General features: G+C 41.7%; 21 protein-coding genes. 12 read left to right on the forward strand and 9 right to left on the reverse strand.

All coding sequences use genetic code 11. From position 1 onward, the window contains the following. Positions 1 to 218: 218 nt before the first annotated feature. Entirely contained in the window at positions 219 to 1,931 is a 1,713-nt protein-coding gene (locus FTU38_RS03175; protein ID WP_180105932.1) for an electron transfer flavoprotein-ubiquinone oxidoreductase, read from the reverse strand. A 194-nt stretch (positions 1,932 to 2,125) separates the two neighbouring features. Between FTU38_RS03175 and FTU38_RS03180 the strand changes: the two genes are divergently transcribed. The 5 genes from FTU38_RS03180 (at position 2,126) to FTU38_RS03200 (ending at position 6,567) form a co-directional block, all read left to right on the forward strand. Continuing rightward, positions 2,126 to 2,734: a DUF1285 domain-containing protein gene (locus FTU38_RS03180; protein WP_168377951.1), complete on the forward strand. Its 609-nt coding sequence runs from the start codon at positions 2,126 to 2,128 to the stop codon at positions 2,732 to 2,734. 49 nt (positions 2,735 to 2,783) lie between these two features. After that, on the forward strand, positions 2,784 to 3,671 hold the full coding sequence (murI, locus tag FTU38_RS03185) for a glutamate racemase (protein WP_168377950.1): 888 nt from the start codon (positions 2,784 to 2,786) through the stop codon (positions 3,669 to 3,671). A 122-nt stretch (positions 3,672 to 3,793) separates the two neighbouring features. Further along, positions 3,794 to 4,822: a DUF4062 domain-containing protein gene (locus tag FTU38_RS03190; protein ID WP_180110549.1), complete on the forward strand. Its 1,029-nt coding sequence runs from the start codon at positions 3,794 to 3,796 to the stop codon at positions 4,820 to 4,822. Positions 4,823 to 4,887: 65 nt separating this feature from the next. Further along, the gene (hemH, locus tag FTU38_RS03195) at positions 4,888 to 5,910 is read left to right on the forward strand and encodes a ferrochelatase (protein WP_180110550.1); all 1,023 of its coding nucleotides are present in this window, start codon (positions 4,888 to 4,890) and stop codon (positions 5,908 to 5,910) included. Positions 5,911 to 5,922: 12 nt separating this feature from the next. After that, the gene (locus FTU38_RS03200) at positions 5,923 to 6,567 is read left to right on the forward strand and encodes an MBL fold metallo-hydrolase (RefSeq protein WP_180110551.1); all 645 of its coding nucleotides are present in this window, start codon (positions 5,923 to 5,925) and stop codon (positions 6,565 to 6,567) included. Between the two features lie 94 nt (positions 6,568 to 6,661). Here FTU38_RS03200 and FTU38_RS03205 read toward each other — a convergent pair whose 3' ends face one another. Beyond that, a complete protein-coding gene (locus FTU38_RS03205) occupies positions 6,662 to 6,847 on the reverse strand; it encodes a DNA gyrase inhibitor YacG (RefSeq protein WP_078189771.1) in 186 nt (61 codons plus the stop codon). An 83-nt stretch (positions 6,848 to 6,930) separates the two neighbouring features. Between FTU38_RS03205 and FTU38_RS03210 the strand changes: the two genes are divergently transcribed. The 3 genes from FTU38_RS03210 (at position 6,931) to FTU38_RS03220 (ending at position 9,277) form a co-directional block, all read left to right on the forward strand. After that, the gene (locus tag FTU38_RS03210) at positions 6,931 to 7,581 is read left to right on the forward strand and encodes an SAM-dependent methyltransferase (protein ID WP_180026647.1); all 651 of its coding nucleotides are present in this window, start codon (positions 6,931 to 6,933) and stop codon (positions 7,579 to 7,581) included. A gap of 6 nt (positions 7,582 to 7,587) precedes the next feature. After that, a complete protein-coding gene (locus FTU38_RS03215) occupies positions 7,588 to 8,793 on the forward strand; it encodes a TIGR03862 family flavoprotein (protein WP_180110552.1) in 1,206 nt (401 codons plus the stop codon). A 73-nt stretch (positions 8,794 to 8,866) separates the two neighbouring features. Next, complete coding sequence (locus tag FTU38_RS03220; protein WP_180110553.1) at positions 8,867 to 9,277, forward strand: GFA family protein; 411 nt, start codon at positions 8,867 to 8,869, stop codon at positions 9,275 to 9,277. Positions 9,278 to 9,405: 128 nt separating this feature from the next. Here FTU38_RS03220 and FTU38_RS03225 read toward each other — a convergent pair whose 3' ends face one another. Both FTU38_RS03225 and FTU38_RS03230 read right to left on the reverse strand, forming a co-directional pair. Next, the gene (locus FTU38_RS03225) at positions 9,406 to 9,981 is read right to left on the reverse strand and encodes a hypothetical protein (protein WP_306670331.1); all 576 of its coding nucleotides are present in this window, start codon (positions 9,979 to 9,981) and stop codon (positions 9,406 to 9,408) included. 9 nt (positions 9,982 to 9,990) lie between these two features. Continuing rightward, positions 9,991 to 10,767 carry a class I SAM-dependent methyltransferase gene (locus FTU38_RS03230; protein WP_180110554.1) on the reverse strand — a complete coding sequence of 259 codons (777 nt, stop codon included), beginning with the start codon at positions 10,765 to 10,767 and terminating at the stop codon, positions 9,991 to 9,993. Positions 10,768 to 10,883: 116 nt separating this feature from the next. Between FTU38_RS03230 and FTU38_RS03235 the strand changes: the two genes are divergently transcribed. The 4 genes from FTU38_RS03235 to FTU38_RS03250 all read left to right on the forward strand — a co-directional run bounded on the left by FTU38_RS03235 (position 10,884) and on the right by FTU38_RS03250 (position 14,003). Next, positions 10,884 to 12,155 carry an alpha/beta fold hydrolase gene (locus FTU38_RS03235; protein WP_180110589.1) on the forward strand — a complete coding sequence of 424 codons (1,272 nt, stop codon included), beginning with the start codon at positions 10,884 to 10,886 and terminating at the stop codon, positions 12,153 to 12,155. Between the two features lie 123 nt (positions 12,156 to 12,278). Further along, positions 12,279 to 12,470: a hypothetical protein gene (locus tag FTU38_RS03240; protein ID WP_180110555.1), complete on the forward strand. Its 192-nt coding sequence runs from the start codon at positions 12,279 to 12,281 to the stop codon at positions 12,468 to 12,470. 97 nt (positions 12,471 to 12,567) lie between these two features. Then, complete coding sequence (locus FTU38_RS03245; protein ID WP_180110556.1) at positions 12,568 to 13,521, forward strand: 2-hydroxyacid dehydrogenase; 954 nt, start codon at positions 12,568 to 12,570, stop codon at positions 13,519 to 13,521. Between the two features lie 101 nt (positions 13,522 to 13,622). Further along, the gene (locus FTU38_RS03250) at positions 13,623 to 14,003 is read left to right on the forward strand and encodes a hypothetical protein (protein ID WP_180110557.1); all 381 of its coding nucleotides are present in this window, start codon (positions 13,623 to 13,625) and stop codon (positions 14,001 to 14,003) included. Between the two features lie 38 nt (positions 14,004 to 14,041). Here FTU38_RS03250 and FTU38_RS03255 read toward each other — a convergent pair whose 3' ends face one another. From FTU38_RS03255 to FTU38_RS03275, 5 genes are all read right to left on the reverse strand, one after another. Then, entirely contained in the window at positions 14,042 to 14,551 is a 510-nt protein-coding gene (locus FTU38_RS03255) for a hypothetical protein (RefSeq protein ID WP_180110558.1), read from the reverse strand. A 111-nt stretch (positions 14,552 to 14,662) separates the two neighbouring features. Beyond that, positions 14,663 to 15,151: a hypothetical protein gene (locus FTU38_RS03260; protein ID WP_180110590.1), complete on the reverse strand. Its 489-nt coding sequence runs from the start codon at positions 15,149 to 15,151 to the stop codon at positions 14,663 to 14,665. A 260-nt stretch (positions 15,152 to 15,411) separates the two neighbouring features. Further along, positions 15,412 to 16,059, reverse strand: coding sequence for a hypothetical protein (locus FTU38_RS03265; protein ID WP_180110559.1), 648 nt, complete (start codon positions 16,057 to 16,059; stop codon positions 15,412 to 15,414). A 352-nt stretch (positions 16,060 to 16,411) separates the two neighbouring features. Further along, on the reverse strand, positions 16,412 to 16,801 hold the full coding sequence (locus FTU38_RS03270) for a hypothetical protein (RefSeq protein WP_078189759.1): 390 nt from the start codon (positions 16,799 to 16,801) through the stop codon (positions 16,412 to 16,414). 106 nt (positions 16,802 to 16,907) lie between these two features. Further along, positions 16,908 to 17,264: a DUF3060 domain-containing protein gene (locus FTU38_RS03275; RefSeq protein ID WP_078192788.1), complete on the reverse strand. Its 357-nt coding sequence runs from the start codon at positions 17,262 to 17,264 to the stop codon at positions 16,908 to 16,910. Positions 17,265 to 17,430 lie beyond the last annotated feature (166 nt).

Here is a 17,430-nt window from a genome sequence, read left to right on the forward strand (position 1 = left end):
GAGATTCATGCACGTGTAGCAGTTTTGAACAAATTCACAGAATTAGGTCGCCCTCATACCCAAGTTGTCACTTAAATTTGAGTTACTTAGGGAAACTCTATCTTTAAAGCCTTTATGCAACAAAGCCGTTTTTTTGTAATAATATTTATTTAAAGAGTGTGATTGTCTATTAAAAAATAAACCCGCATTAAGCGGGTTTATTTCAATCTCAAAAGAGATTACATATTAGGATAATTAGGACCACCGCCACCCTCAGGTGTTACCCAAGTAATGTTTTGAGACGGATCTTTGATGTCACACGTTTTACAGTGTACACAGTTGGCCGCGTTAATTTGGAAACGTTTAGAACCGTCATTCTCTTCCATAATTTCATAAACACCAGCAGGACAGTAGCGCTGAGCAGGCTCATCCCATTTTGGTAAGTTCACATGTACAGGAATAGAAGCATCTGTCAATTTCAAGTGAGCAGGTTGGTTCTCTTCATGTACCGTATTTGATACGAATACTGAAGACAAACGGTCAAATGTAATTTTACCATCTGGTTTTGGATAATTCGGTTTGAAGTTCGCAGCATCGACAGTTTTTAAAGCGCTGAAGTCGGGCTGTAAGTCATGCAGCGTGAACGGCACTTTAAAGATGTTTTGATCAACAAAGTTGAACGCACCACCCATCCATTGACCAAACTTATGCATAGCAGGGCCGAAGTTACGAGAGTTATATAACTCTTCTTTCAACCAACTGTTGTTGAACTTGTCTGTGTACGCAGTTAACTCTTTAGCGAAGAAGTCTTCACCTTCAGTCACACGTGCAATGGCAAGGTCACCACCTTTTTCCACACCCGCAGCAATCGCTTCAAATACAGCTTCACCGCACAGCATGCCTGATTTCATTGCTGTATGAGAGCCTTTGATTTTCGCAAAGTTTAGGAAACCTGCGTCATCACCAATTAAGCTACCACCTGGGAAAGTGAATTTAGGTAGTGAGTTGAAGCCACCTTTTACAACCGCACGTGCGCCATAAGAAATACGCTTACCACCCTCAAGATATTGCTTGATCAGTGGATGTGTTTTCCAGCGCTGCATTTCCATAAATGGATACATGTGTGGATTGGTGTATGACAAGTCAACGATCATACCTAATGTCACTTGGTTGTTTTCAGCGTGGTATAACCACCAACCGCCTGAAGAACCTGTTTCACTTAAAGGCCAACCTGCACCGTGCATCACCAAACCTGGTTTGTGCTTAGCAGGATCGATTTCCCAAAGTTCTTTAATACCAATACCGTAATGTTGCGGATCAGCATCTTTATCTAAGTTGAACTGAGCAATCAGACGTTTACCTAAATGACCACGACAGCCTTCAGCAAATAATGTGTATTTCGCATGAAGTTCATAGCCAGGGGTAAAGTTGTGCGTTGGTTCGCCATCTTTACCAATACCCATGTCGCCAGTCTGAATACCTTTCACAGTCCCGTCTTCATGGTAAAGGATTTCAGAAGCGGCAAAACCTGGGAAAATAGACACTTCTAATTCTTCAGCTTTAGCGCCCAACCAACGAACAACGTTACCTAACGAAATAACATAGTTGCCATCGTTATGCATGGTTTTAGGCACCATCCAATGCGGTGCTTCTTGTGATTTTTCATCAGACAATAAGAAGAAGGTTTTATCTTCAGTCACAGGCACATTTAACGGTGCGCCTTGTTCTTTCCAATCTGGGAACAATTCATTCATCGCGCGGGGTTCAAGCACAGCACCCGATAGAATATGCGCACCCACTTCGGAGCCCTTTTCCACGACACAAACGGACAGATCGTTTAGGTTATTTTCAATTGCAAGTTGACGAATTTTAATCGCAGCAGATAGGCCGGCAGGACCTGCACCGACGATAACTACGTCAAACTCCATCGATTCACGTTCGATGTGTTCCATGTAGGACTCCTCATATTTCGGAAGGTGGCATCCATTCAATTCATTTAAATGGTGCTGCCATGAGTGTTCTTAATGCCCAGACACAATTTTTCTATCGTGTCTTTGATATTGTGGGCTAGTATAGTTTTAAACCGAGTTCTAGCCAATTGGCTGAATCATATTATTTTTCCGTCACTAAGGTATTTATTAGGCGGATGAAGCAGCAATTGAACGAAAACCCGACGAAAAAATTCATTAATAGGGATGATAGAAATTTAATGAACATTGCACAATACTTAAAAGATGGACAGTCCGGTCACAAAAGGTCAATCCCCCCATTAGATCAATGGCATCCAAAGCATTGTGGTGCAATGGATTTGAAGGTTTTAGCCAATGGAGAATGGTGGCACGATGGTCAATTGATCAAGCGGCAAGCACTCATTGATCTGTTCTCAACCGTGCTTTGGAAAGAAGATGGGAAATTCTATTTAAAAACCCCTGTGGAACAAATTGAAATACAGGTGGAAGATGAGCCTTTATTTGTCAATCAGGTGGATCACGTTGAGATTGACGCTAAAAACTATATTCAATTCACCACAACCACCCAAGACCTGATTATTGTTGATCAGGAACATCCGATTTTTATGCGTGAATATCAGGGTGAACTACGTCCTTATGTGCATGTTCGTTTTGGTATAAATGCCTTAATTCAACGTGCTGCATTTTTTCATTTAGTCGAGATGGGTGAGCTGCTTGAAAATGAGCAAGGGGAGTCCATTTTAGTGTTACAAAGTGGTGATTTGCACTTGCAATTAGGCACCTGAGGTTTAAGCTTTCCACCTTGTCATTCTGAATCTAAATTAAAGTGACCCTATGACCGCCATTCATCCCATTTACCCCTTAAATGTACCCATGCCAAAAGCGACTGCTGATGCGCCTATTGGGGTATTTGACTCAGGTATTGGTGGTTTGTCTGTTGCGTTGGAAATTGCACGTTATTTACCGAATGAACGGATTGTTTATTTTGCAGATACGGCACATGTCCCTTATGGCCCGCGTCAAGATCAGGACATCCGTGAACTGACTGCACATGCGATTGAGTGGTTATACCGTCAGGGGTGTAAAGTCGCGGTGGTGGCATGCAATACGGCATCGGCATTTAGTTTGGATTATTTGCGTGAACACTACGGTGAAAATTTTCCGATTATTGGCTTGGTTCCAGCCTTAAAACCTGCGGTATTACAGACCAAAAGTAAAACTGTGGCTGTCCTCGCAACGCCTGCGACTTTTCGGGGTAAATTAATCAAAGATGTCATGCAGCGATTTGCTGAACCTGCAGGGGTGCAAGTTTTGTCAGTGACTTCTTTGGAATTGGTGCCCTTTGTTGAAGCGGGGGCGCAAATGACTGAGCCTTGCCTGCAGACATTAACTGAGATATTACAGCCAGTTGTAGATGCAGGTGCAGATTATTTAGTGCTTGGATGTACGCATTACCCCTTCCTAAAATCGGCAATTCAGTATATTTTTGGTCAGAAGCTGACATTAATTGACTCAGGATTTGCGGTTGCACGACAAACAGCCCAAATTTTGATTAAAAATGAGTTATTATTTGAGCATAACCGCCAAGATTCACTGCGTATCGAATGTTATGTCAGTGGAAATAATGCGGAAAACTTAACACCTGTGGTAGCACGCTTAATTCAAGATGATCAAATCACTTGGAAAATCTGCAATATTCAGGCGGCAAGTTTAGAATTTTAATCATTGTGATTGAACGATTTTAGATAAAACAATTTAAATCTATTTGGGGTAGTCATGCTGTATGTTTCAGCAACCACTTTTTTGAGTGCTGGATATAGCGTGCAACGGGAAGAGGATCTCTAATGCTCGATAAGCGTTATCAAGTATTCATTTCCACATCTGGCAGTGAAATGCAGCCAGAACGGATCATTTTGGCTCAGACGCTTGTAGGAATGGGGTTTTTCTCATGGGGGCTAGAACAACGCACACCATTGAGCACTGCTTTTGCACGTCGTCAAATTGACGATTGTGACTATGTGATGATTTTATTGGGCAGTCAATACGGTGAGCAGTCTGTGTCTGGTGTGGGCTATATGCACCTTGAATACATCTATGCGGTGACCAAGCAAAAACCTGTCATTGTGTTTATGCATGATGATCCAGATTCACGTGATGATGCGTTACATGATGCTAAACCTGAACTTCGTGAAAAATTTAAAGAATTTAGAAAACTATTACAAAATGAAGTTGATCAAGTCTTTAGCTATCGAACCTTGCGTGATTTAGAAATGGCAGTTCGATTGAACATGCCACAAATGCTAGAACGCTATCCTGTTACAGGTTGGGTGCGCCCACAGAATACTCAAGCTTTACATGATGAAATTGATCGTTTAAAAGCCCAGTTAGTTCAACTCGAAACAGAGTCTGGAAAACGCGAAGTTGATCCATTCCTATCTTTACCAAAAGTGTCGATGCATGAACTATTTTCATTTGAATACCGCATGCACGCTTATCAAGATGGTAATTTCAAAGAATTAAAAGTACAGAAGAAAATGACGTGGGCGCAGCTCTTGTCGATTTTAGGCGCAACCTTTGTTAATCCAACCCCTGAAGAATTCTTCTCTAAACGAATGAATGAGTTTTTGAATGAAACAGGTTTGGATGATGCTCGTATTGAGATGCCGCGTGCACATGCGGTTGCGCGGGCACAAGTGAATATTCGTGCTTTACACAGCATTAAAAGCCAGATGCGGCAGAATGACTGGATTGTGCCCAATGGCCGAGATGACCGTCAGCGGATGTTGTGGCAAGTGACCAGTAAAGGTCAAAAATTACTAGAAAGTAATTTGCTAGATAATGATCGAGTTTTTCAATTTAAATCTGCATATTAATCTATTTTATTAAATAGATAAAAAGCTGCTACATTAGCGTCATTCAAATTGATGGAAAAAGCGTAATGTTGCCTGTCGAGAAAGCTAAAGTCACCATTATTCTGGCGAATCTAGGTACGCCTGATGCGCCAACTGTGCCCGCAGTGCGTCGTTTTCTGCAACAGTTTTTGTCAGATCAGCGGGTGATTGAAATCCCGAAACCGATTTGGCAATTGATTTTGCGTTTGTTCATTTTGCCATTTCGACCAAAGCGTGTGGCGCATGCCTATGACATGGTTTGGGGTAATGATTCGCCCATGCGTGAAATTTTATTTGAGCAAGTTGCCGCAGTAAAACAGCATCTCACAGCAAAATATCCAGAATTTGAACTGAATGTGATTCCGGCCATGACTTATGGTAATCCAGGGATTTCTACCGCTTTAGCGCAATTGGCTGAGCAGCCTCAAGACCACATTCTATTATTTCCGTTGTTTCCACAGTATTCAGCAACATCTACGGCACCTTTATACGATGCCATTGCTAAATGGATTCCACAGCAGCGTAATTTGCCGGGTCTGAGCATTATTCGTGATTACTATCAGCACCCGCTATTTATTCAAGCTTTAGCGCAAAGTGTGCGTGATTATCAAGCGGAGCATGGGGTCGCGGATAAGTTATTGATGTCTTTTCATGGCATTCCACAGCCTTATGCAGACAAGGGTGATCCCTATGCTGACCGTTGCCGTGTAACAGGACATTTAGTCGCGCAAGCGCTTGGTTTAACTGAAGATCAATATGAAATCAGTTTCCAATCGCGCTTTGGTAAGCAAGAATGGGTGAAACCTTATACTGATGCCACTTTGGACGCATGGGGCAAACAAGGCGTGAAATCGGTACAGGTTATGAGCCCTGCATTTTCAGCGGATTGTTTGGAAACGCTAGAAGAGTTGGCGCTGCAAAATGCTGAAATTTTCCAAGCTGCAGGCGGTGGTGAATATGGTTATATTCCTGCATTAAACGCGCGGGATGATCATGTCGCATTGCTCAATTTATTACTTCAAGCTAATCTTGATGCCTTAAAGCAAACATTAGCCCATTCATCGCCTTGAGGTTTTCGCCCTATGTTGCAAGTTAAAATCGTGCCCGTTACGGCATTTCAACAAAACTGTTCCATTGTTTGGGATTCCGAAACCAAAGAAGCCATTTTAATTGATGCGGGTGGGGAAGCTGAAAAGCTGAAAGCGGAAGTTGAGGCTTTGGGCTTAACGGTAAAAGCATTGTGGCTGACGCATGGGCATTTAGACCATGCGGGTGCGGTTGGGGCATTAACCCAAGCATGGAATGTTCCGGTGATCGGCCCGCATAAAGAAGATGCATTTTGGTTGGACATGATTCAGGAAGTTTCTGCGAAATATGGTTTCCCGATCCCTGACAATGTCCATGTGACCCAATGGTTGGAAGGCGGCGAAACCTTGAAGTTGGGTGCAGAAGAGTTTGAAGTTCGTTTTGCACCGGGGCATACACCGGGTCATGTCATGTTCTATAACGCAAAATATGCCGTGCTTTGGACGGGTGATGTGTTATTTAAAGGTTCTATCGGCCGTACTGACTTTCCGCGTGGCAATCATCAGCAGCTATTAGACTCGATTCAACGCGAATGCTTTAGTTTACCTGACGATACTCAGTTTATTTCAGGGCATGGTCCAATGAGTACCATTGGTTATGAAAAACAACATAACCCTTTCGTTGCTGGTAAAGCGGGTTAAGCAACAAGATAGAGAAAATTGAATTAACAAAAAAAGGAATCCGTTTGGATTCCTTTTTTATTTACCTAAATAATAGGGTTATGCACTTGAGTCCTTAGAATTGGTCTTCTTCACGGCCACCATCGGCCTGAGGCGCATCTTGTGTCGGCAGACGATATTCATCATTGGCCCATGCACCGAGATCAATCAATTTACAACGATCTGAGCAAAACGGGCGATATTCATTATTTTCCCAAGTCGTCAATGCGCCGCAGCGTGGACAATTCATGGTGGTGGGCATGCTTAACTCCAGCAAAAACGGATGATTCAATTAGGCAAATACAGTCGCAGTTGTTAGACTTATGCCGTTCTGTTTAGTTTGATCTGTTTATGCCTATTCGTCAATTTCAAGCGCAGCGTATGCGAGCTCCCCGTGATTTTCAGCCGATTGATTCCACACCGATTTGTGTGGAAATTGGGGCTGGTAAAGGTAAACATGCATTATTGTTTTCAGCCAATCACCCTGAATTTCAATTGATTGCTGTTGAGCGGACACGTGAAAAATTTGTGGCAATGCAAAAGCAGCATCAACTTGAAGGGCAAAGTAATTTAACTCCAATTCATGCTGATGCATTGCCTTGGGTAGTACATGCCTTACATCCTGCGCAAGTACAGCAATTCTTTATTTTGTATCCAAACCCTGAACCGCATAATCCTGCACAGCGCTGGTTAAATATGCCATTTTTTGAATTTCTATTGTCGCGTTTGCAGCCGGGTGGTCAGATTACCTTGGCCAGTAATATTCCTGAATATATTGAGGAAGCGCAGCAGCAGTTAATTGATGTTTGGAAGCTGCCTTTTGTCAAAGAACGCATTGCAGAGACTTCAGCACGCACGCATTTTGAAATTAAATATCTTGAACGTGGTGAACTCTGTCAGCAGCTAATCATTACCAAGCCTGTAGATTACACCACACGTTTTGATGATTTTCAGCCGCTACAAGGCAAGCAACCCACTGAAGCATCTGCGGAATAATTGGGCATGACTCAGCGTATTGCAATCATTGGGGCAGGTCCTGCGGGATTGATGGCGGCGGAAGTGCTTAGCCAATTTGACTATGACATTCATGTTTATGAGCAAAAACCATCGGCAGCCCGTAAATTTTTAATGGCTGGCAAGACGGGGCTGAATATTTCGCATGCAGAACCTGTTGAACAGTTTGTACAGCGCTATGATCAAGTAGAATGGCTGAGTCCATGGGTTAAGCAGTGGGATGCCGCATGGATTCAACAATGGATGATGGGGCTAGGTATTGAAACCTATATTGGTTCATCAGGTCGGGTCTTTCCTATTGAAATGAAAGCTGCGCCTTTGCTACGAGCATGGTTAAAACGCCTCAGTTTCGATGGGGTGCAGTTTCATTATCGACATCAAGTTTTGGACTTGCAGTCCAATCAGCTAACGATTCAAAACCTTGTTGATGAATCAAGTCAAGTACTTGGTTTTGATGCGATTATTATGGCATGTGGGGCTGTGTCTTGGTCACGTTTAGGCAGTGATGGTGCATGGCAAAAATGGCTGCAGCCTGAGAGCATTGAAGCTTTTCAGGCCAGTAATGCAGGTGTGGAATGCGTTTGGTCGAAGTTCATGCAGCCTGTGTTTGGACAGCCCTTAAAGCGAGTCAATGCATGGGTCGATCAAGCCGAGCCGACCCAAGGCGATATCATTATTTCACACTATGGACTAGAAAGTGGATTAATCTACAAACAAGGTCGAGCTCTGCGTCAACAGGTGAAATCTGCTCAGCTCATGCAGCTGACTTTGGACTTATTGCCAGATCAAAGTGTTGAGCAATTGGCAAAGAAACTACAGCCTTCAAAGAAGCAGTCTTTAACCAATGTTTGGCGTAAAGCCGGTTTAGATGTGGCGAAAGCTGCGCTGGTCCGCGAACTGGTTGATAAATCTTTATGGTATGAGCCGGCCTTACTTGCTGCGAAAATTAAGCACTTAGATATTCAACTTGATGGATTTCGCCCGATAGATGAGGCGATTAGCTGCGCAGGTGGTGTGAAGCGTTCAGTCCTAAATGATGGCTTACAATTGAAGAGCAATCCTTTTGTATTTGTCTGCGGAGAAATGTTGGATTGGGATGCGCCTACAGGAGGCTATTTGCTAACAGCATGCCTTGCGACCGGTCGTGCAGCGGGTGAAGGGGTTCAAAACTATCTGGTTTCTTTGCAGAACTAAGCGCTTCAAATTGTCACAATCTTGCTGAGGAGTTGTGATATTTTGAGATGAAATTCTTCTAAGAAAGACCACTATGCGCGTACAAGAACAATATACCGGAAGCTGCTTGTGTGGAGCGGTTTGTTATGAGATCAATGGTCCGGTCGGTGAGATCATGCAATGCCATTGTTCTCGGTGCCGCAAAGCCAATAGTACAGCATTTGCGACCAATGCCCCGATTGCTAAAGCAGATTTTAAAATTGTAGCCGGTGAGCAGTTTCTGAAACAGTATGCGTCTACCGCTACCACACAGCGCTGTTTTTGTAGTGAGTGTGGTTCGCCGATCATCAGTATAAAGGCTGAAACGCCTGATTATTACCGCTTACGTATAGGCACCTTAGATACACCTCTGACGCAGAAACCAACCTGTCATATCTTTGTCGCATCCAAAGCAGAATGGGATGATATCGCAGGTGATTTACCACAATATGCTGAACGACCATAGCGAAAATCAAGATTGAGCAATCACATCAAGGGCAGGTTTGCACCCTTGATGTTAAGTAATAAGCTCGTATCGCTCTCTCATTCATCCACGTTGAATTTGGGTGAATAGATTGCAACAGGGTTGGAAGATTAAGGCTGTCGAGTTTTTTGTAGTTCAGGATATTGTTCCTGCCAATGTCCCAATTGTTCTTGTGCATGAATAAACTGACCGAGACCTTTGACACTATCACTAGGATTTTTTAACTCACCATCGGCTGCTTGATTTTTCTCACGATAAATTTGTGATTGATTGTCCCAGTACTGATACATCAAGCCTTGAATATAACGGCCTTGCTCAGTTTTCATTTCGAGTTCTTTGAGCATATTCAGCGCCGACTGGATGTTGTCACGCTTACGCTGTGTGGCAAATTCATCGGTGAATTTGCCTTCCTCACGCAGTTTCATCAGCTCATCTTCCATCTCATCGCTAATTTGACTAAAGCTCTCGTCATATTGTGTCAGTAGCGTTAAGTCGTGTAGATCATCTGGGGTCTTGGCAAAGTTTTTAATAGGATCACTATTTAGCTCTTTCATGATTTGATCGTCGGAACTGATTTCACTATTTTGTTCCACCGTTTTTGATGATTTTTCACATGCAGAGAGTCCTAAGACTGTACCCATGAGGAAGATGACACTGAGTTTTTTAAAAGAGATAGGCATGAGCATAATCGTGTCCTAATGTGTTTTTCTAAAGATGTAGACATGCGTGATATACGGAAAATCAATGAAATCCTGTGCAGTCTTTTGGGTTGATTCAGCCACGATATTTTCAAATTGTTGTTTCAGTTTTTGTTGTTCATCCGTGCTTAGCGCTGCAATAAAACTGGTGGACAATAATCGTTTAGAAACCACGTGTTCCACTGTACCATGATGCAATTGTTGAAAGGTGGTTTCGGCAATTAATTTGAATACTTGCTGCTGCTCAAACACTTTTTGCCATTGCCCACTATGATAACGTGGTGTGTCACCTTCGAGTTCACTCAAGACATCAGCGAGTTGTTTGACCCAATTGACTTGAATATCACGTTGGTTCCAAATCAATACAAGATCACCATTGGGGACTAAGATACGACTGATTTCATTGAGGGTTTCAGGTGTGGCAAACCAATGAAAAGATTGAGCACAAAATACGGCTGCTACAGAATGATCATGCAGTGGAATCTGATCACTTTTGGCGGATAAAGTTGCAATATGCGGATGTTTTTTCTGCAATTGTTGCAGCATTTCATGCACAGGTTCGATTGCGGTGATATTTTCACTGAGTGGACGAATATACTCGAGAAATTTTCCTGTACCTGAGCCTAAGTCCACCAGATGGGCTTGAGGGGCTAAAGCTAAATGTTGTTGTAGCCATGCACTGATTTCAATCGGGTAGTCAGGGCGGGCTTGTTGATAGAGTTCAGCTGCTGAGCTAAAGCCTTGTTGTGCGGCAGGATGTATTGAATGTGTCATATTCTGCACTTTTTAATCTGTATGGCCTCTATAAAATAGCATATTCGGAACAAGATAAACTTTGAATGCAACAAGGAAGGAAAAGCGTGACGCAACAAGGACTGGAGCAAAGCACAATGGAAAAGCACATCATTTTTGAAGATGATCAAATTCGTGTCATTTTTCAGCCCGGTAGTTCTCGTGAGCTTATTTTCTCCTTCGGTGATTTGATTACCCGCGCCAAGGGCTTGAGCATCAATGCCGAGAAGTCTTTGCAAAAATATAATTTTAATGTGATCGGTGTGATGCCGAAACAAAAATCGTGGTTTCCAGCATCGTCAATGCAACCGATGTATCAAGCCATCAAGCCGATCCTAGAGCAATTTGAGCTGCGAATTGCCTATGGTGGTTCCATGGGTGGCTATGCTGCCATTAAATATGCCAATTTATTTGGATTCCAGCGCGTGGTGAGTATGGTGCCACAGTTCTCCATAGACCCTGAAGACATTGTCGATACACGCTATGGCATGTTCTTTCAACCTAATCTGCATGCCAATATGCGAGTACTTGCTGAAGATGTATCGACTACACGCGAATATATCGTGGTGTATGATCCTTATTGTCCAGAAGATCGCGCTCACTTTGAAAAACTACAGGCTTTAATTCCGCATGTGCATGTGTTGCATCTGCCGTTTACAGGGCATGATGCCATTGCGGTATTGGCGAGTTCAGAACTGTTAAATGATTTCTTGAGACATCCTTTTGATGCGCCGTATTTTTATCAAAAAATGCGTCGGGTTAAGAAAAACAGTAAATTCTACTATCGAAAAGTCATCGAAAATTTACTGACACGCCATCGTGATGCCTTGGGTGAAATTTTAAAAAGCAATTCGTTTCAGCTTGACCCTCAATTTTTTGATGCCAAACAAAAACAGACCTTATTACGAGTATTGTTTAATAACAAACAAGTCAGTGAGCAAGATCTGCAAAAGTTGGGAATCACGACCTTTTTACCTCAGGAAAATCGTAGCCTGTTACTCGATCAGTTTGATCATGGTTTAGTGTTTAACGTGATTAGCCAAAAAATTGAAAGCTATGCAGCCGGTGTGATTGCACTGAATCACAAGTTTTTGATCCCTTTGCAGCCGAAGGGCACAGGCCTGGTATACGTACAAGTCCAAGATGAGCGTTACATGGTGGTGATGAATGACCGTCAGGTAATGAAACTGGTCTTAGCTCAAGATGAATTGGCGACAGGTATGCATCCGATTTTAATGCAGAAATATGTGGGCTATTACACGCTCAACTATAAAGAACTGCGTTTGAGTAGCGATGAATTTGGTCAAGTCTTCTTTGTCGAAAACCCCGATGCGTCTTGCCAGTTCGTGGTGCAGCCCGAACAGATTTAAGCTAGGCATTTGTTTGAAAATCCAAAGCTTGCTAATTTGTAGGAAGAGATTATGATGAGAGAAAGGTAGTATAAAAAACAATCTACTGCCCAAAACATCATAAGGAATATGAGGGGTATCAGTATGCATTCAACACAGATGCTTGCTGTATTATTCATCTTAGTGCTGACCATGGGTTCAGCCTATGCACAGGGGGTTAGTTCAAGCATACTGATTTTTAGCAGCAGTATGTTGTTACTTACGATACTGACCATTTATGTCATACTCAAAATTCGAAATTCACTGCAACATCATCTCGATAAACCCGTGAAATAGCGGGTTTTTTTATATGCTGTTCGATTGCACTTTGGTGCATCACAGGTTTTAATCATCCACAATCGAATCTTTATAATCGACCAGAAGGGAAGCAGCCATGAAAGCGGTATTTCTAGATTATCAGTCTCTAGATAAACAGGACTTAGATTTTAGCGGACTAGAAGCACAGTTTGATGAATTGACACTCTATCCCGCAACAACGGCTGCAGAGGTTGCCCAGCGCATACAAGGGGCTGATGTGATTATCAGCAATAAAGTACACATTAATGCTGAGCACATGCAGCTCAATCCGCAATTAAAACTGATCTTAATTTCTGCCACTGGCACCAATAATGTTGACCTTGTACACGCACAGCAACAAGGCATCGTGGTGTGTAATTGCCAAGCTTATGGCACCGCTGCAGTCGCACAGCATACCTTGATGTTAATGTTGAACTTGGCGACATCATTTCGACAGTATGATCGGGCAGTCCAACAGGGAGATTGGCAAAAAGCAGATCAGTTCTGCTTACTAGATTTTCCAATTATTGAGCTGGCTGGTAAGACTTTGGGGATTGTCGGCTATGGCGAATTGGGGCAAGCCGTGGCACATTTAGCTAAAGCTTTTGGCATGAAAATTATGATTGGTGGACTACCGAATCGCCCCATGGCGGCTGAACGAGTGGCCTTTTCTGAGATGTTAGCGCAGGTCGATTTTCTGAGTTTGCATTGCCCTTTAACAGAGGGAACCCGTGATTTACTCAATCATGAAAGCTTGGCTCAAATGAAAGCATCGGCCTTTGTTATCAATTGTGCACGAGGTGGTGTTGTCAATGAAACTGCATTAGCCGAGGCATTAAAATTAGGGGCGATCGCAGGCGCAGCAACCGATGTCTTGACGGTTGAGCCACCCAAGCAGGGTAATGTGCTGCTCGACCCAAGTATTCCAAATTTAATTATTACCCCACATAGTGCATGGGGAAGCGTCGATGCGCGACAACGCATTGTGCAGCAATTGGTGGAAAATGTAGAAGCCTTTAAAGCGGGAATGGTCATTCGACAGGTCAATTAAAATCGAGTTTAAGGAACATTATTTTTGAACAATGCTCCATATAAATAGGGATGTCTATACAGGTCGATCTTGCCAATAAAAAAAGTTTAAGAATATTTTGCATGCTGATTCTCTTTACCGCATGCATTACTTGGGCACGGTACAGTTATGTACTGAATATCAGTGAAAATTATTTATTCCAGAATCCTGATTTTGAAGTTCATAAATTCATGCCGACCTTACAAGTTGTGCTGGTTTCGGTATTTTTTATTGCGCATTTCGTCTTGGCGCTTATTGATTTTTTAAATCGCTATTGGTACTGGGAGCTATGGCTTATTGTGGCGCCTATTATTGTGGGACAGGTCTATTTTTCTGTCTTTGGAGAGGTTGCTCATATTGATCATTTATCAGTCTGGGTTGACTATCCATTTTGCCTGTTGATGCTTATTCAAATCTGTACAACATCGTTTGTACGTAGGCGATATCTCAAGCCTATTGCTTAATGCATTAATGCATTAATGCTTAATTTAATAGTTAAATTTCAGCATTTTTTCAAAAATTTAGCATTGAAATGATTTTTGATCCGCTCAAATTCAAGTTCAGTCTTGATACTGTTTGGCATCATGATTCGTAAATAACTTTTTTCGAGTTTAAAAGGCTCTTTGGTATTGGGTACAGGATTAAAGCCACCATTTGGGTAGATCAAATTTGTCTCATAGGCACGTAAAATCTGATCATTGTGAAAATAATAACTTGTTAGGGATTGATTGGATTCTCCAAAAAGATAAAGATTAATTTTGCATTGATCATCGAGTTGATACAACGTCGCTTCATTGCCTTCAGTCGATTTGTATTCTTCGTCATCTAGCATCTCTAAGGTTTGTAATAATTTACCTTCGGCATCATGATTATATTGGTATGAATCGTACAATTGGGGAAAAATAGTTTGCAACTGTGGATAACTTTTCAACAATTGTGGAAAACGTTGTAAGCCAATCATAGAGCCAACACAGAGCAGAATGCCAAGCAAGATACCAAATAAAATTCGCATTTTTTTCTCATTAATTCATTGTTTTTATAGGCATAGGCCAAAGACCAAAAGTATTTAATTTTGGTTTTAAAAAAGCCCAACCAAAGTTGAGCTTTTAAATGTGGTGCTAAATTATAAATCAGTCACTGGATAGGTCGTAGACGTTGAACTCGATGGATAGCTACTTTGTGGATATTGATTGTTATTTTGCCCCGCATTGTTGCTCGGAGCCGTATTGATTGTATTGCCTGAAGACGGTTCACTCAACGACTGTTGGCTAATGGGCGCAGGTTGGCTGGTTTTGCCTGTGATATTTTCACGGGTTTGCTTCAATTTCTCATTAACGTTTTGAGTAGCTTGCTTTGCGCCCTGATCAACCTGTTGTACTGTATTTTGAGTAGCAGTTTTCGTATTGTCCCAAGCTTGGTTGACCGAAGGCTTAATTTTAGAAATTCCACGTTCAGTCATTTCACCAATATTTTTAGCAGCACCGACCACGCCTTCTTGGGCTTTATAGGCCCACACATGCAATAAATTTGGATTATCGCCATAAGGGCTCACAGGTTTTTTCGCTTGTTGCTCAGTACTTTGCGCTGCCGTGTTTTCTTGTGCCCAAAGCATGGGTGTCGTGAATATTAAGCTTAGGCATAACGTTGCTTTTAATGAAATCTTCACAGCTTCACCTCTGAGTTTTATAGATTTTCTATCTGATGAATGGTTTTAACGCATTATAGGAAAAATTGCAGCGAAAAAAACTTGCCTTAGCAAAATCAATACAGCAAATGACAGCTTTGTACACGTTTGTATTTTGCATAAGGTAAAAAAGGCCCACCGAAGGGTGAGCCTACTCTCTGGAGGAGAGGGTATGAAAGCCAGTTTACTTATTTGTGAGCACCTAAGCTGGCTTCATGTGAGCTATGGACTTCAGCTTGTGCGACAGGCGTTTGCAACTGTACATTGCTACTGCCACTCACATTGGCTTCTTGACCTTTTTGGAAATTCGCTTTGGTTTGTTGCCATTTTTCACTGGCAAATTGGCGACCTTCCTGAGCTTTTTCACCTAAATAGCTCTTGGTTTGATCAACTTTGTTGTCGACATTGCTTTTACGTTCATCAAGTTTTGCTTTGTCTTTTGCAGCTTTTTCATCGAGCTGTGCTTTGCGCTCATCAAGCTTGGCTTTGTTTTGCTCAGCCTTAGCATCGATCTTGGCTTTCGCTGCATCCGACTTTTCATCTTTAGACTGTTTTAGCTCAGCCCATTTATTTTTTGCATTTTGCTTTTTGTCAGCACTGAATTCTTTGGTGTCTTGCCATTTTTCTTGGGTGAATGTTTTGGTCTTATCGACACCTTTTTCAATTTTGTCACCCGCTGTATGAGCAGACTGATTAATGTCTTGTTTTAGATTTTGCAGTACAGACGGTTGATGTGTTTCAACTTTCGCATTGGCTTCTACTGCGGTGTTCGCAAATAGTGGAGTGGTTGTGAATAATGCTGCGGTGATCAGTGTTGTTTTAAATAAAGGTTTCATCTTTGCAATTGTCCTCTTTTATTGAACGCTGCTGTTGCACTCAGTATTTGCGCTTTTGGAGCAGAGGACATCTTAAGAGTAAAAAAAAGCAAAAAGTGGTTTTGTGCGATAAGTCACACAATGCAATAACAGCTCAGATACGCGGAAGTTTGAAGTGTGGAAACATGGTTAAGTTAATGCATTATTGTAATTTTATGAAAATACAGTGGCTTATATGTGTTTTGAGCGTTGCTGTGGTGTGGTTCTAGTTACGATTTTCATGATTAAAAATTATGGGTTTGAACTGATTATGATTCAAGATTAAACGAAAAATGAAACCATACCTCCATTTTGGAGATATGGTTTTTATTATTTATTCACATTGTGTAAGCGCATCTTTTGCAAAATGACCGCGTAATGCAAGGAAGTTTTTCTGTACATCCGCCGCATTTAAATCAAAATTGTGCGCTGAACTTGTACCATCTTTGGCAAAGGTTGCTGTACCACCTGAAATTAGGGTTAAGCCTTTAAATGACCATTGTTCAACAGATTTTGCTTCTTCTAAATTGCCTGTAAATTCAATCACGCATTTATCTACAAATTTAGTCAGTTTTGCTTTGTTATCTGTGGTATCTGGGTAGACATCAATGTTTTGAACCTCTTGTAATACACCTGTTTCAAGTTGTGGAATCGTTGGTGCAGATGTACATGCAGAAAGTGTTAGACCCGCAAGACCAGTCAAAAGGAATGCTTTCAATTTCATAAGTTTCATTCTTGTTGAGTGTTGTTGGATTGAGTATAGGGAATTGGTGAATTATTGGCTATAGATTTAAGTCTTAAGCCTAAATTCAACTTCATTCACTTAATATTTAACGTTTATAGGCTGCACTTCCTGGACCAACGGCATTGATGCTGACTTGGCGTGATGGATGGGTGCTTTTTTGATAATACACTTTCGAATTTGGTCCATAAATATTGATTTTATTGACTGATTCTACATAGACCGTTGTATTTGGACCTGCAACCGTAATCATCGGGCAACTGCCTTTTAGAGTAATACGGCTATCTGGAGCAGGAATATTCACTGAGCGTCCTGCGCAATCATAACTTGCAACGGTATCAGGTGAAGAAATGATGATTTGAGAATGAGTCATTTCCGTTCCAGCATTTGCAGAAGAAATAGATAGGATCAATAATCCAAAGCTAAGTAATTTTTTATTCATCATAGGTATTTCATTTTATTCAGGTTGAGTTATTTTTAGCATGCCGAGATTTATTTGCTCAAGTCTTATTCAACTTTATTTAAAACGAGATATTGAGTGCAACAGCAGATCTTTTTCACATTGATGTATTAAGAAGTGATTTAGCTTGGTGATTGATCTCGTATTTCAA

Origin of the sequence: Acinetobacter sp. YH12098, assembly GCF_013419235.1 — a bacterium.
In the GTDB taxonomy this organism is placed as follows: Bacteria; Pseudomonadota; Gammaproteobacteria; order Pseudomonadales; family Moraxellaceae; genus Acinetobacter; species Acinetobacter amyesii.

Coding starts and splice junctions, on each gene's coding strand:
- FTU38_RS03175 (WP_180105932.1), bottom strand. CDS start 1,931: ATGGAACACATCGAACGTGAATCGATGGAGTTTGACGTAGTTATCGTC.
- FTU38_RS03180 (WP_168377951.1), top strand. CDS start 2,126: ATGAAGCAGCAATTGAACGAAAACCCGACGAAAAAATTCATTAATAGG.
- murI (WP_168377950.1), top strand. CDS start 2,784: ATGACCGCCATTCATCCCATTTACCCCTTAAATGTACCCATGCCAAAA.
- FTU38_RS03190 (WP_180110549.1), top strand. CDS start 3,794: ATGCTCGATAAGCGTTATCAAGTATTCATTTCCACATCTGGCAGTGAA.
- hemH (WP_180110550.1), top strand. CDS start 4,888: ATGTTGCCTGTCGAGAAAGCTAAAGTCACCATTATTCTGGCGAATCTA.
- FTU38_RS03200 (WP_180110551.1), top strand. CDS start 5,923: ATGTTGCAAGTTAAAATCGTGCCCGTTACGGCATTTCAACAAAACTGT.
- FTU38_RS03205 (WP_078189771.1), bottom strand. CDS start 6,847: ATGCCCACCACCATGAATTGTCCACGCTGCGGCGCATTGACGACTTGG.
- FTU38_RS03215 (WP_180110552.1), top strand. CDS start 7,588: ATGACTCAGCGTATTGCAATCATTGGGGCAGGTCCTGCGGGATTGATG.
- FTU38_RS03220 (WP_180110553.1), top strand. CDS start 8,867: ATGCGCGTACAAGAACAATATACCGGAAGCTGCTTGTGTGGAGCGGTT.
- FTU38_RS03225 (WP_306670331.1), bottom strand. CDS start 9,981: ATGCTCATGCCTATCTCTTTTAAAAAACTCAGTGTCATCTTCCTCATG.
- FTU38_RS03230 (WP_180110554.1), bottom strand. CDS start 10,767: ATGACACATTCAATACATCCTGCCGCACAACAAGGCTTTAGCTCAGCA.
- FTU38_RS03235 (WP_180110589.1), top strand. CDS start 10,884: ATGGAAAAGCACATCATTTTTGAAGATGATCAAATTCGTGTCATTTTT.
- FTU38_RS03240 (WP_180110555.1), top strand. CDS start 12,279: ATGCATTCAACACAGATGCTTGCTGTATTATTCATCTTAGTGCTGACC.
- FTU38_RS03245 (WP_180110556.1), top strand. CDS start 12,568: ATGAAAGCGGTATTTCTAGATTATCAGTCTCTAGATAAACAGGACTTA.
- FTU38_RS03250 (WP_180110557.1), top strand. CDS start 13,623: ATGCTGATTCTCTTTACCGCATGCATTACTTGGGCACGGTACAGTTAT.
- FTU38_RS03255 (WP_180110558.1), bottom strand. CDS start 14,551: ATGCGAATTTTATTTGGTATCTTGCTTGGCATTCTGCTCTGTGTTGGC.
- FTU38_RS03260 (WP_180110590.1), bottom strand. CDS start 15,151: ATGCTTTGGGCACAAGAAAACACGGCAGCGCAAAGTACTGAGCAACAA.
- FTU38_RS03265 (WP_180110559.1), bottom strand. CDS start 16,059: ATGAAACCTTTATTTAAAACAACACTGATCACCGCAGCATTATTCACA.
- FTU38_RS03270 (WP_078189759.1), bottom strand. CDS start 16,801: ATGAAATTGAAAGCATTCCTTTTGACTGGTCTTGCGGGTCTAACACTT.
- FTU38_RS03275 (WP_078192788.1), bottom strand. CDS start 17,264: ATGATGAATAAAAAATTACTTAGCTTTGGATTATTGATCCTATCTATT.